General features: G+C 34.8%; 16 protein-coding genes and 1 pseudogene. 7 read left to right on the top strand and 10 right to left on the bottom strand.

What is annotated here, in order from left to right:
* Nucleotides 1-542: 542 nt before the first annotated feature.
* The 3 genes from PY093_RS06065 to PY093_RS06055 all read left to right on the top strand — a co-directional run bounded on the left by PY093_RS06065 (nucleotide 543) and on the right by PY093_RS06055 (nucleotide 1,156).
* Nucleotides 543-671, top strand: a complete 129-nt coding sequence (locus PY093_RS06065; RefSeq protein WP_275644990.1) for a hypothetical protein — start codon at nucleotides 543-545, stop codon at nucleotides 669-671.
* Between the two features lie 81 nt (nucleotides 672-752).
* A complete protein-coding gene (locus tag PY093_RS06060) occupies nucleotides 753-1,004 on the top strand; it encodes a sigma-G-dependent sporulation-specific acid-soluble spore protein CsgA (RefSeq protein WP_275644980.1) in 252 nt (83 codons plus the stop codon).
* Between the two features lie 8 nt (nucleotides 1,005-1,012).
* Complete coding sequence (locus PY093_RS06055; protein WP_275644979.1) at nucleotides 1,013-1,156, top strand: hypothetical protein; 144 nt, start codon at nucleotides 1,013-1,015, stop codon at nucleotides 1,154-1,156.
* Between the two features lie 35 nt (nucleotides 1,157-1,191).
* On the opposite strand, the gene PY093_RS06050 is transcribed toward PY093_RS06055, so the two are convergent.
* From PY093_RS06050 to PY093_RS06040, 3 genes are all read right to left on the bottom strand, one after another.
* Nucleotides 1,192-2,454 (bottom strand): MFS transporter, encoded by a 1,263-nt coding sequence (locus PY093_RS06050; RefSeq protein ID WP_275644978.1) that lies wholly within the window; start codon nucleotides 2,452-2,454, stop codon nucleotides 1,192-1,194.
* Between the two features lie 154 nt (nucleotides 2,455-2,608).
* Nucleotides 2,609-2,887 carry a phage holin family protein gene (locus tag PY093_RS06045; RefSeq protein ID WP_275644977.1) on the bottom strand — a complete coding sequence of 93 codons (279 nt, stop codon included), beginning with the start codon at nucleotides 2,885-2,887 and terminating at the stop codon, nucleotides 2,609-2,611.
* Between the two features lie 83 nt (nucleotides 2,888-2,970).
* Entirely contained in the window at nucleotides 2,971-3,390 is a 420-nt protein-coding gene (locus tag PY093_RS06040) for a YppG family protein (protein ID WP_275644976.1), read from the bottom strand.
* 198 nt (nucleotides 3,391-3,588) lie between these two features.
* Between PY093_RS06040 and yppF the strand changes: the two genes are divergently transcribed.
* Together yppF and PY093_RS06030 are read left to right on the top strand one after the other, a co-directional pair.
* Nucleotides 3,589-3,786 carry a YppF family protein gene (gene yppF, locus PY093_RS06035; RefSeq protein WP_275644975.1) on the top strand — a complete coding sequence of 66 codons (198 nt, stop codon included), beginning with the start codon at nucleotides 3,589-3,591 and terminating at the stop codon, nucleotides 3,784-3,786.
* A 122-nt stretch (nucleotides 3,787-3,908) separates the two neighbouring features.
* Complete coding sequence (locus PY093_RS06030) at nucleotides 3,909-4,079, top strand: hypothetical protein (RefSeq protein WP_275644974.1); 171 nt, start codon at nucleotides 3,909-3,911, stop codon at nucleotides 4,077-4,079.
* Between the two features lie 20 nt (nucleotides 4,080-4,099).
* On the opposite strand, the gene PY093_RS06025 is transcribed toward PY093_RS06030, so the two are convergent.
* The 4 genes and pseudogenes from PY093_RS06025 to PY093_RS06010 form a co-directional block, all read right to left on the bottom strand.
* A complete protein-coding gene (locus PY093_RS06025) occupies nucleotides 4,100-4,483 on the bottom strand; it encodes a YppE family protein (RefSeq protein ID WP_275644973.1) in 384 nt (127 codons plus the stop codon).
* 58 nt (nucleotides 4,484-4,541) lie between these two features.
* Entirely contained in the window at nucleotides 4,542-4,814 is a 273-nt protein-coding gene (locus PY093_RS06020; protein ID WP_275644972.1) for a hypothetical protein, read from the bottom strand.
* Between the two features lie 550 nt (nucleotides 4,815-5,364).
* Nucleotides 5,365-5,826: pseudogene (tnpA, locus tag PY093_RS06015) on the bottom strand (IS200/IS605 family transposase).
* A 229-nt stretch (nucleotides 5,827-6,055) separates the two neighbouring features.
* Nucleotides 6,056-7,078 (bottom strand): DUF2515 domain-containing protein, encoded by a 1,023-nt coding sequence (locus tag PY093_RS06010; protein ID WP_275644971.1) that lies wholly within the window; start codon nucleotides 7,076-7,078, stop codon nucleotides 6,056-6,058.
* A 282-nt stretch (nucleotides 7,079-7,360) separates the two neighbouring features.
* On the opposite strand from PY093_RS06010, the gene recU reads away from it, so the two are divergent.
* Both recU and PY093_RS06000 read left to right on the top strand, forming a co-directional pair.
* Nucleotides 7,361-7,960: a Holliday junction resolvase RecU gene (recU, locus tag PY093_RS06005; RefSeq protein ID WP_275644970.1), complete on the top strand. Its 600-nt coding sequence runs from the start codon at nucleotides 7,361-7,363 to the stop codon at nucleotides 7,958-7,960.
* A 102-nt stretch (nucleotides 7,961-8,062) separates the two neighbouring features.
* The gene (locus PY093_RS06000) at nucleotides 8,063-10,591 is read left to right on the top strand and encodes a transglycosylase domain-containing protein (RefSeq protein WP_275644969.1); all 2,529 of its coding nucleotides are present in this window, start codon (nucleotides 8,063-8,065) and stop codon (nucleotides 10,589-10,591) included.
* A gap of 127 nt (nucleotides 10,592-10,718) precedes the next feature.
* Here the strand turns inward: PY093_RS06000 and PY093_RS05995 are convergent, their stop codons facing one another.
* The 3 genes from PY093_RS05995 to PY093_RS05985 form a co-directional block, all read right to left on the bottom strand.
* Nucleotides 10,719-11,252 (bottom strand): YpoC family protein, encoded by a 534-nt coding sequence (locus PY093_RS05995; RefSeq protein WP_275644968.1) that lies wholly within the window; start codon nucleotides 11,250-11,252, stop codon nucleotides 10,719-10,721.
* Complete coding sequence (gene nth, locus PY093_RS05990) at nucleotides 11,245-11,913, bottom strand: endonuclease III (protein ID WP_275644967.1); 669 nt, start codon at nucleotides 11,911-11,913, stop codon at nucleotides 11,245-11,247. Before nth ends, PY093_RS05995 begins: the two co-directional genes overlap by 8 nt.
* 324 nt (nucleotides 11,914-12,237) lie before the next feature.
* Entirely contained in the window at nucleotides 12,238-12,951 is a 714-nt protein-coding gene (locus tag PY093_RS05985; protein ID WP_275644966.1) for a DnaD domain-containing protein, read from the bottom strand.
* Between the last annotated feature and the right edge of the window lie 129 nt (nucleotides 12,952-13,080).

Here is a 13,080-nt window from a genome sequence, read left to right as displayed (position 1 = left end):
TATTGGACTTCAGTTTGTCTTGCAACCTTATCCGACCTAATTCAGCCTTATATCTAGTTTCTGTTCGTCAGTTCAGGAGTTTGCGTCCGACTTCCTTCAGCCACTACCTCACGATAGCCACCTTGTCATTCGCTAACAGTTCCTACTGCCAAGCCTGTAGTGGACTTTCACCACCGAGTATTCACCCATGCAGGGCGCACAAGGAAAATGGCATACGTCGATTCGTATGCCATTTCTAGTGTCAATTTTCCGTTATGTACCTCAAAACGGAACGGTTTAATGTTAAAACCTCTGCGTTTTCTATGCGTTTTGAGTTGTCAAAAAAAAAAAAAAAAAAAAAAAAAAAAAAAAAAAAAAAAAAAAAAAAAAAAAAAATTGTGTGAATTGGCTGGTTATTTAACTTGTTAAATTGAGTTTTCTACTTCATAACCGAACTAATTAGAATTTAATCTGCGCTCTTTTTATCTTTAATGAAGGCTGTTTTAGTAAAAATACATACTTTCAACGATTAAAAAGCAACCTACTTTTAGGAGGTGCTTTTAATGAAGGATAAACCAATTGGCAACAATGATATGCCCGACATGAAGCAATTAGAAGATCGATTTATTGCTAACCCAACAAGTGAACCCTTTCTAGTCATAAAAACAAACCTGGATCCAAAAGAACCCTAAAAAAGAAAATCCGTACCATATAAATGCAAATAAATAACGAAGATCTAACTAACTATTTTGAAGGAAAATAAGGTGATATAATTGGAACAGACATTGGCCTATTTACGTGAATCCATATCTAATTATTCCGATGAGCAAAAGGTCCCTAAAAGAATATATGAAAAGCTTATGCAGAAACCATTTGAAAGTGAAGGTGCCTTCGTAAGGGTATTGGATGAGGAAGAAATTGAATTTCTAAATAAAGTCCTTCCAGATGAAATTAATTATGCAATGGAAGAACAAGATTTCAAGCGAGTTAAAGAACTTAATGAGGTATATGAATTATTGTTTTGAGGTGATTAATGTTGAAAAGCCAACAGTTGGGTTCAAAAGTATATTCGAATACAAACGTTGAAGAAGTAAAGAGATTAAATGCAAATTCAGGCCTTTCTTATAATGAAGTGAAGGCCTTAATGGCTAGGAAGTACATCGAAACTAAAAAATAGTAAATAGGCATTCACCACGCTGTGAATGCCTATTTCTAACCTTGCATCGGAAACTGCTTTAGTGGCTTCTTATTGATTGTTCTTTCAACATATATGACAATTAGGAGAAACGAAATTCCCCCTACTAAGCGAATAACTGAAGAAATTGACATCGCAATTGATATGGTAAATATTTCAAGAAGGAAAACACCGATTTGAGGTGCAATGAAACCTACTGCACCTAAAACAATATTATATGTCGCTAAAAATGATGTACGGTACTTTTCTGGCGAGACATGTAATAATTGATTAAACAGGAGCATAACAGTCCCCGCCACAAATATTCCCGAATATAAATTAATTATGGTCAAATAGATAAGATTCGTTGATAAAATTGTTAAAAAAGGAGCAGTTGCCATACCTATTCCCGCTATAAATAGCATGGCAGAGTTCCCATGCTTGTCAGCATATCTCCCCCACCATTTATAGCTGAGCATTTGAGAAATTTGATTTACAACTGTAAATAAGCTAATCCAAATTGCTGAAGCATGTGCATCATTGATTTGATAAATCGTAAATAACGGCCATGCCATTTGCCAACCAAAATTAAATAGAACTGCACAGAGTAGAAACCAGAAGTATGGTTTGTGGTTTATTACTTTTTTTATTGTATTTTTAAAAGAATACTTTACTTTCGCTTTTTCTATCTCTCGCTTTATTTCAAAATGTTTCATTAAAAAATAAACTTCAATAACCCCAAATAAAAACCCCAGTAAAAATAAAATCTGGTAAGGAAATGCATTTGTTTTATCAAAATTATTCAAAATTACTCCCGTACATATCGTTACAATCATGCCTACGAAAGTTAGTATACGGCTTCTTTCACTAAAAAAAGCTCCTCTTCTCTGATCAGGAATCAAGTCACCAATAAATGATTGCCAGGATAGTGTTGCAATTGCATTAGGTAAATTCATTAACGCAATTAATATAACCAGAATCCATGCTTGATTAACAAAAGAAATGAACGGAATAAATAGCATTAATAATAGGAAAAAGCGTGCACAAAGAATGGTTAAGCCTGTAAACTTCTTTTTAGTTTCCAGCTTATTTATCCAAATCGCACCTGGAATCATTGCTATCATACTCATTAAGGATGGTAAAGAACTAAGTAAACCTATTTGTTGATTCGTTGCTCCAAGAACCCCTATTGCGAATAAAGGTAAAAATCCAGTTACAAAACTATTCGTTACTATTGACGCAGCACCATTTAAAATACTTAACTTTTCATTGCCCTTTATGTTCTCAGGTGTGTAAACCATGTTTCATCTTCCTTTTATATTATTCGATTCCCGAAAAGTTTATAGATGGAGTTTACTCCTGAATTTTAAAAGTTGCAATATAAATTTTCACTCAAATTTTGTAAAATGAATTGAGACAATCGTAAAGCTACCACAACATATGTGATAGCTTTGATCAACGCTTTTTTTTTCTATGAGATCTGAAGGACTGCTTAATCGCTTGATGTGTAGTTATTGCAGCACCAGCGGCAATCATTCCATTTGCAATTCCATTCACTGTGAAACCTAGTTTTAGAATACTCGCCATTATTCCAAGTAGTAATAGTATCCAAATTATCATCCAGTCTTGTACTTTGGGCGTGTTTTTTAAGGCATAACCTAATATTAGTAATGCTGGTACCACCAAAACTAGCTGAGGATGAATTGCAATTTGACTAAAGATACCTTCTAACATGTTTTTTTCCCTCCTTTTCCATACTATTCAAGAGGCTTACGGAAAAGCATAGGGATAATAATCAATTTATCTATTTTTTGCAATTATATTTTAAACGTTTTTGACAGACCTGAAACCATTGAACCGATTTGGTTTACTGCACCCATCATTTGACCTGCCGTATTCATCATTTTATCGACATTATATGTTCCATCCTTATTCTTAAATTGCCCCATTATGGACTGAACACCCGATGGAGACTGTTGCGGAAATGGTTGCTGCTGTTGAGTGGGATACGGTGTTGGGTACGATGCTGAATATGGTGTTGGGTATGGTGATGAATATGGTGTTGGATATGGTACGTTTTGATTATATGGTTGTTGATAGGGCATTTGCATATTCTGATTTTGATTCTGATAGTATGATCCAAATGCTTGTGGATACTGATCATAAGAAGGCTGTTGATAATAATTTTGGCTTGGTGGAATACCAGACCTCCGCATACTTTTTCTAGATGAAAACATGTTTTTACCTCCTCTAAAAATACAGTTACCCTATTTTATGATGTTGTAAGTAAAATGTTAATTTTTTATTTTTTCACGTCACCGTTCGACAGATGTTGACGTAAATTGTCGGAAGTTTCAATATTTAAAAAATCAAATAAAACGGCCTGGCCATGTTATTCTTTTTACAGATCATCAATATCAAGGGGGATTTATAATATGCTAAACGAACTTCGCAATAAATTTATTACGAATAGAAAGTATGAGCCACTTGATGTAAATGAGTTGTTAGATTATGTTCGCCAGACCTATGTAAAAAACGAAATAACGATTGTAGAATACCGTAATATTGTACGTGAACTAGAAATCAGTGGAGCAAAAAAACCGGATTACACAGATGAATATGTTGAAATGTAGAGAGAGGGAAGTTCACCTCTCTTTTTTTGTCTACCTTATTGGTAATAAAAAGCTCTCATAGTGTGAAATTTTATAGAGATAGTAATAAATGAAAGTCAGATTTTTATTGGAGGTTTGATATCATGGGTCGCGGAAAACATTTCGATCATAAACAAAAAGGACATGAGCCTAAAATACCGATACATGGAGATAATGTTCATTCAAAGCATAATCAGAAAGTTGAATATGGGATTGAACCTGTTGCAAGCGAAGGAGCACGGCCTGTTACAATTAAAGTCGACAAAGACCTTTAAAAAATAAATGGTGCCAAGTATTATAACTGGGCACCGTTTCTTTCATTAATTTGTTCTATTATGCTTTGAAGGAGATATTGTATCGATTGGTGCATATCTTTAAACTTCTTAATTCTAGTATCTTGATAAAATGACTGGACTGTGACTAATTCAATGTTCTCATATGCAGTATCTATTTGCATTTGATATATATATTTCGGATGCTGTTCCTTAATCCATTCTAATGAAAGTTTTTTCCATTCTTTAAGTGCTTCATGAACTTTATCAGCAAATGGTTTTACAGCATGAAAAAAGTCAGGTTCATACCCTTCTTCATTTTTAATACTTTCTAATTGCCTAAGAGATTTATCATTACATTCCAACAGATATATACTTAAGTCATATAATTCCTTATACTTTGACATCCTAATTCACCTCATTATATTATCATAACAGATAATACCTATAAGAGAAAAGAATGAATTAATACCCTAATTTATATGTGTAGGGACGATTTAACTTTCTTTTTGTTTTTTCTAAAATAGAAGGACACTTCTCTACATTATAACTACAAATACATTCATCAATGCTAGTTAATGTTCCATTTATGCTATGCAGCTCAGACATCTTTGTACTATAATGATCTTCCGTAAACATTTTTACCTCTTTGGTTAGCTGTTCTTCAAGTAAATCTAATTGCTGAAATAAACCATCAAATTCATTTAAAATATCATTTTTTGCCGTTAGAGTATTCATCTAAGTACCTCCCTTTAAGCTCTTGATATTCAAGTAATTCTATACATTTTTGAAACAACCTTCACACGTGACAAAACTAGTTATGTTTCGGCAAAGAAAATGACTTTCTTTTAATTTCGACAACAGTTTTTTATACAAAACTTCCTGTTTTTTTACAAAACGGAGCTCTTCAATCAAGAAAAGCTCAAGGCGCGCCCGGAGCTAGACACTATAACTAGGTACAAACTTTTATACTTTAAATAATTACACCTTTTAAAGTAAAGAATGAAATACTGTTTGTTGTTAACACTACAATTTAGGAGGTGTTAATAATGGCTAAAAAAGAAAATAAAAAAAGACAGCAAGTTAAACCAAATGAAGAAACTGCACCTGGATACGGGAATAAGAAACTAGAAGGACCAAACCGCCCAGCAGAATAATCAAAACCACCAGTGTGAACTGGTGGTTTGCTCTGCGGCTGAAAGCCTCTCTTACCGGCCTAGGCCTAAGAGGCCCGCTGAGAAGGTTTCCCGTCTGCACCACATTCACTCACTAATTCTAAAGAATTTCTTTATTTCTTCTTATTTTTCTCTCCTGTAAATGGGTCATATTCTTCGAATAATGTTAACTGGTCACCCATGTAATCTTCTTTCAGCTGATTCCTAATGTATTCTTGTATTTGTTTCTTATTTCTGCCCACTGTATCAACATAGAATCCCCGACACCAGAACTTTCTGTTCCCGTATCTATACTTCAAATTGGCATGTCGGTCAAATATCATGAGACTACTTTTTCCTTGTAAGTAACCCATGAATTGAGATACACTTAACTTGGGTGGAATACTAACTTACATATGGATGTGATCCGGACAGGCATTTGCTTCATGGATAACTACACCTTTGTGTTCACATAAATCTCTTATTATTTTCCCAATGCTTTGTTTATATTTCCCATAAATTATTTGTCTTCTGTACTTTGGGGCAAAAACTATGTGATACTTACAATTCCATGTTGTGTGTGCTAAACTATTCATGTCCTTCACAGGGCATGCCTCCTTCTACGGTGAGATAAAGTGGTCGGGAAACCTACTTTATCCTACCATGAAGCGAGGTTTTTTTTAAATACCACGCTATAAGCTCTCTAGAACCCCCGGCATAGCCAGGGGTTTTCTAAACCATAAGAAAAGCGCAGGCGCCCGGGGCTTGACCGCCAAAACAATGTTCAAAAACATCACTTTCTTACCTACTAGCTATGAGCAAGGGTTATCCTTGCTCATTTTTTAAGAGTTTCTCAATGCTTATTCCCAATTGTAGCTGCCGTTGTTTTTTCCTATACCAATTTGTTAGCTCAAAGTTTTGCTGTTGGTAGATGGGGCCAAACCATTTTACAAAGTTAATACCCTGGTGAAACCATTCATTTTGCTTAGAAACTCGGTGATCTATCAACGGAAATGTCGTTCTTAAATAAGGAGTGTCTCTTAGTTTTTTAGTTGTGAAATATTGTTCGTAATCGTAACGTGAACCGGTATGCTCTGTCTTATTTGAAAAACGATAAAATAGGTTGTAATATTCCTTATGAAAGAGTAGCCAAGCAAGCCTCTTCCCTAATTCAATTCTGGAAGTAACTTTTCTGAAATCATGTACTGAAAAGCCGTACAGTTCTCCACTTAAAGTTGGAAAGAGCACCGAGCTAAAATGAAACCAATCCTGCACTCGAAATACAAATGATGAGAACACCTTTTTCTTGTAGATTGGATGCTCAATAACGGGCTTTTGTATAACATTCTGCTCATTTATAATTTGCGATATAATGAGCAAGTCCCCATTTCCTAGTTCCCAAAACCTTTCCCACTGTATTTCCATAAATAATGAAACAGCAAACTCCTTCAACAGATAAAATAACGGTGCCCTTAGCTTTTTAGAAAATTCATATAACAATAGCTGTGGGTAAGCATCATTAAAAATGAGCCAATTTGCCTTTTCATAGTTCATAAATAATGTTTTCCGGGTTTCTTTATCCAATACTTGCGGAAACCAAGCTCCCTCTAAATCGGTCATATTCCAGCCAGCATTTCTTGATACCATACTCGCTAAAAAAGACCAACGAATCTCCTTATTTCTTTCATAAAACTCACCATAACTACGTGTTCTTGATACATTGTCAAGATTTCTACTCATCGTTTCCTGCTTTATATGTCTAATTAGATTGAGCTCATGCTTTGTCGTTGTATTATGTGTTTTTCTTCTATTTAAATACTTATCCACGATCTGTTTAGTGATAATCATATCGATGCTATTCACCTCATAAAAATAGCTTTTCCCCATTTATCGCTATATAAGCAAAAAGTAAAATAAATGCACTTAAAGAATTACTTTTATCTTCAAGTTTGACTATTGAATACAAGACATAGGCTAATTGTCCTGATCCAAATAATACAACTATTTTCAATGATTTTCTGATATAGTAGATATTAGGTTTTTTAAAGGATAAGAAAAAATAAATATTTTAATTTTTAAGAGTGTACAACCCTAGGGGGAACCTACGATTTTTATAGGAGGGTATTATTGATGACTTTTCGTTATCCAAATGGTAAATTGTATCAGTCAAAGAAAATCACTGATACTCCAAATTTGAAACAACAGATATACAGTAATCGTGGTATGACTTTGGAGGAAGATTTAAATGAAACTAATAAGTATTATTTAACATACAAACAAGCGGTTATACATAAAAAACCTACGCCAGTCCAGATAGTTAATGTTGATTTCCCAAAAAGAAGTGCAGCAGTTATTAAAGAAGCCTACTTTAAACAGGCTTCAACTACAGATTATAATGGTATATATAAAGGCCGTTACATTGACTTTGAAGCAAAAGAAACAAGAAATAAAACCGCACTACCACTACAAAACTTTCATAACCACCAGATTGAACATATGAGAGATGTGGTGCAACAACAAGGGATCTGTTTTGTTATTCTACGTTTTTCGTCTCTAGATGAAGTCTATTTACTTGAAGCGATACACCTGTTAACATTTTGGGACAGACAGCAACAAGGCGGTCGTAAATCCATTTCTAAAAAGGAAGTCGAAACTTTTGGCCATACTATTCCTATGGGATATAATCCAAGGCTTGATTATATAAAAATTATAGAGCGTATTTATTTCTAAGGCTAAGAATGGAACTTTATTCATTTGTATTCGTCTTATTATAAGAGTTATTATCTTATACTATATAAGTAATTTACATCTTTTTGAGAGGCAGTGAATTTTATGTCTGAAAAATATAAAACCCGTGAACAGCGAAAGAAAGGAAACGCAAAGGGAAAAAAAAAGTCACAGATGCAAGTATCAGGATTTTTCAAAAAATTTATTTTAACGATGTTAGTTATCGGAATTATAGCGATGATTACCGGTGCTACAACCTTTTTTGTATTAGCAAAGGATGCACCACCACTTGATTCGTCATTACTTAAGGATCCATTGTCATCGAAGGTATACGATATGAATGGTGATCTTATTGCTGAGCTAGGAATCGAGAAGAGAACTTATGTATCGTACAACGAAATTCCTGAGCTTGTTCGCAATGCTTTTATAGCTACTGAGGATGTACGTTTCTATGAGCACAACGGTATCGACATTATTCGTTTTGGTGGTGCTGTGCTAGCAAATATAACTGATGGGTTTGGTTCTCAGGGAGCTAGTACGATTACTCAACAGGTTGTCAAAAATTATTTTTTAACACCTGAAAAAACATTAAAAAGAAAAGCACAAGAGTTATGGCTATCTTTTCAACTTGAAAGCAAATATTCTAAAGAAGAAATACTTGAAATCTATTTAAATAAAATATTGTTTGGTGGCAGAACACATGGGGTAGCAAAAGCGGCTGAAACATACTTTGGTAAAGAGTTAAGTGAACTCGAGTTGCATGAAGCAGCTCTTCTAGCTGGTATACCACAGAGCCCCAACAACTATAATCCATTTAATTATCCAGAAGCTGCTGAAAAAAGAAGAAATACCGTATTATCTCTAATGGATCAGCACGGATTTATTTCAACTGAAGAAGCAAATATGGCAAAAGAAATACCTGTTCAAGACTCAATTGTCGACTCTAAACCCGAATCAGTACCGATTGACACATTTTTAGATCAAGTCAAGTTAGAAATTAAAGAACTTGGAGACATTGATGTTTATTCAGCTGGTTTAGAAATTTACACTACATTTGACCCAAGTGCACAAGCACAAATTGACCAACTTTTAGCTTCAAATGATACAATTAACTACCCTAATGAAGATTTTCAAGCCGGAATAGCATTATTAGATACGACTACAGGTGAAATAAGAGCTCTTGGAGGTGGCAGAAATCAATCCGAAACATCGCGTATCAACTTTGCCTTAGATCCATTAAATCAACCAGGATCGACAATTAAGCCTATTCTAGACTATGGGCCTGCTATAGAATACTTGAAATGGTCTACTTATCATCAAATTGATGATGAACCCTATACGTATGCAAACGGGACTCCTATTAAAAACTGGGATGGTAAACATTTAGGGCAAATGTCGATTCGTACTGCCCTTGCAAAGTCAAGAAATATACCAGCACTTAAGGCTATTCAAGCTGTGGGACTACCTCAGGCTCGTGACTTTGCTGTTAGCCTGGGAATTCCTCTTGAAGAACAAATTTATGAACCCTATTCAATAGGTGGTATATCTGAAGGCATTTCACCTTTACAAATGGCAGGTGCATACAGTGCTTTTGGTAATAAAGGTATCTTTATAAAGCCGCATGCTATAAAAAAGATTATCTATCCTGATGATACAGAAGTCACCTTGTCTCCAAAACCTGAGTCGGTTATGGAGGAGTCAACTGCATTTATGATAACAGACATGTTAAAATCCGTGATGCTTCCTGGAGGAACTGCATCAGGATACAATGTAAGTGGACTTCATATTGCAGGTAAAACTGGAACAACTAACTTTGATAAGGATACTTTGGATAAATACGATATCCCTTCAGGAGCAGTTCCTGATGCCTGGTTTGTTGGTTACACCCCCAACTATACTGCAGCAGTATGGACTGGTTACCGGGATAATACTGAATGGATGAAAACGAGGGAAGAACAACAGATTGCTAAGCAGTTATTTAAAACTATTATAACTACTGTTTCAGAAGGTAAAGATACACAAGATTTCCCTGTTCCAAATAGCGTCGTAGAGGTTGGAGTCGAAAATGGGTCTAATCCTGCTAAATTAGCAAGTGAATATACTCCAGAGGATAAAATTATCTATGAGTATTTTGTAAGGGGTACCGAACCCACTGAAGTATCTGATAGATACAAAGAGCTCTTATCCCCTACCCTTCCTAATGTGAATTACGACCAAACCTTAGACGAGTTGACATTGACATGGTCATATCCTGAGGAAGAACGTGAAGGGGTTTCATTTGAAATAAGTGAATCAATAGATGAAGGTGCATTTAAAGTGATATCATCACAAAAAGAAATGATACTTGTGATCCCTAATCCAATTCCAGAAGCGAAATATATGTACTCCATTTCTGCGATAAGTGATGAGAACCCTGAAAACAGAAGTGAACCTGCAACAATCGATATAGAAATCCCTTCAATGCTTGAGGATGAATTAGATATAATTCCTGATGAAGACGAAGATCAAGATGAGAATGAAAATGAGGATGATCCTACTAACGGTGACGATGATGGTAACAGTGAAGACAATGATCCAGGAATCACTGACCCTGGAATCGTTATACCACCTGGACGAGAAAATGATGAAGAATAGAAGATAGGCTAAAACCTAGGCGCGCCAGGAGCTAGACACTAAAACTAGGTACAAACTTTTATACTTTCTTACCTTTTTAAAATACTAAATGGCTTGGATCATTGAATCCAAGCCATTTTTCTTTTTTTTAAATTTTTGTTCTTTTTAAAATAAGTAATTTATAGTATTGCTTTTCAAATTCTTCAAATAGCTGTGATAGTTGTATAAAAGACTGATAATAGTCTGGCTTACTATAGATGAATGCTAGGCGTTCTTCTATGTTTATAGGTTTACACTTTAATTGTACTATTGCTTGATTTATATTCTTCAAATAGGGAACGGATAGTTGATTTCCCCAAAATAAAAAACATATAAAATAAGAAATGGAACGAATCATGGGCTCCTTAGCCATTCTTCTATCTCGATCCCCAAATATCATTTTAAGTTCTTCTTTTTTTCCTTCCCAGCTTTTCAATAATAGTGGAATGGATTGTTCACTATGCTTCCAAGGCTCATAGAAGCCTTTCATACGCGAATATACAGCTATATCATATAAAAAATAATGTTGACAAAGTACATCTTCAAGTGAAATAGTATTTGAAATAATTAATTCAATGTCTTGATTAGGATAAAATAATGGATCTTGAAAAAGTATAGGCAGTTTAACCATCCTTTTACTCACTTTTACCAACCCCGCTTTTGCCTTTCATTCGTTTCTTTCCTTCTCTACATACATCTAATAATGGACAACTTTCACATTGTGGAGCCTGTGCCTTACAATGATATCTCCCGAAGAATATCAGTCTATGATGTGTAACAGCCCATTCCTCTTCTGGTACTTTACGCATAAGTGTTTTTTCAACTTCAAGGACAGAATCTTTAAGGCGACAAATCGCTAGTCGCTTACTCACTCTTTCTACATGTGTATCTACAGCAATTGCAGGTATGCCGAAGGCCACTGAAACGACTACATTAGCTGTTTTTCTACCAACACCAGGTAGTTTTGTTAATTCATCACGATCTTGTGGTAATATGCCACCATAATCATCAATTAACATCTGACATAATTTCATTATGTTTTTTGCTTTATTTCTAAAAAGTCCAATGGAACGGATGTCTTGTTGTAATTCTTCTACTGTTACAGCTAGGTAATCTTCTGGGGTCTTGTACTTTTCAAATAACGACTTTGTTACTTTGTTTACAAGTACATCAGTACATTGTGCTGATAATGAGACAGCAATTACTAATTCAAACGGATTACTATGTGTTAATTCACAATGTGCATCTGGAAACATTTCGCCCATCGTATCTAAACAATGTCTAATTTGTATTTTTGTTAACATTAGAGCTACCTCTCCTGTTTTATTTTTTTGTAAAGAAAACTCGCCGAGTGTCGAGCCTGAAGGGCGAAGACAGAGGCGTAGTTGCACTTTGACTAGAATCATCAATACAGAACAAAAGCGCAGGGCGCCCGCTTATCGGCGACAAGCATAAGACGGTTCCTTTAAGAAGGTGGTTTTTCCTTCTTAAAGGAAATGGCTTATGACCTCGAGCCGATGGCGCCTGGAGCTAGACGTAGATAGACAGAGACACGAAGTTATACACAACCTTACAATTTTATAAATTCCTAAACAATAAGAAAAGAGAGAAGCAAATTTCTCTCTTTCTTAGTTTTCTAACCAATTATAAAAAGGGATTGTGCGTTGATATTCATTTGTAGAATTCTGTTCCCCTTGTTTTTGTTTTTGCTGATGTTGTCGAAATTTTTTTGAATGTGATTGTGCCTGTTCAATTGTCTTTATCCCATTCTTTTTCCATTCAAATAAAATTCGATCAATATAACGAAAATTTAGCTTTCCTGACATAACGGCCTCTCTTAATGCAGCCTTAATTATGATAGGATCATGGTGATCTTGATCAATCCACATTGATAAAGATTCACATTCAAATGGGGATAAAGGTCGTCCAAACTCTTGCTCAAACACAGTATATAAACTCATTTCTTCATTAAGAGATTCGATTTTTTCTTGCTCGATTGTCTCCGACATCAAATATTGGAATAGTTTTTCCCAAAGTGGCTTTAACGAATATTTTTCAACTATTAATGCTTTCTCATGATAATCTTCTTCTATCGCTAAATAGCCTTTTTGAAGTAGATGCCTCAGAATTTCAGTACACCTCGTATTTGAAAGGGTCATATTGCTAGAGAGTTCTGTTGGAGTTGGAAATGAATTACCACTATCAATAAACATCAGTACTTGTAGTACAACCATAAATTCTTCTTCATTAAGGTCTAATTCTTTATAATTCATCAATAACAGCTTTGGAATTGCTATACTTCCTTGTTGGAACCACTCAATAAACTTATCATTATTGTTCATTCAATACACCTCTTTTTCTAGTATAACATGAAGGTATGTTTGAGATAAGAATGAAATATTTGGAGTCATAAAATTGCATATGCTTTAACGAATCTCGAACGAGTAAGAAAAAACCCTCATCTTTTGAGG

The organism is Cytobacillus sp. S13-E01, from assembly GCF_029193815.1.
Classification (GTDB): domain Bacteria; phylum Bacillota; class Bacilli; order Bacillales; family Bacillaceae_L; genus Bacillus_BV.
Note: the sequence above shows the minus strand (reverse complement) of the source record. Positions and strands in the feature narration are given on the sequence as shown.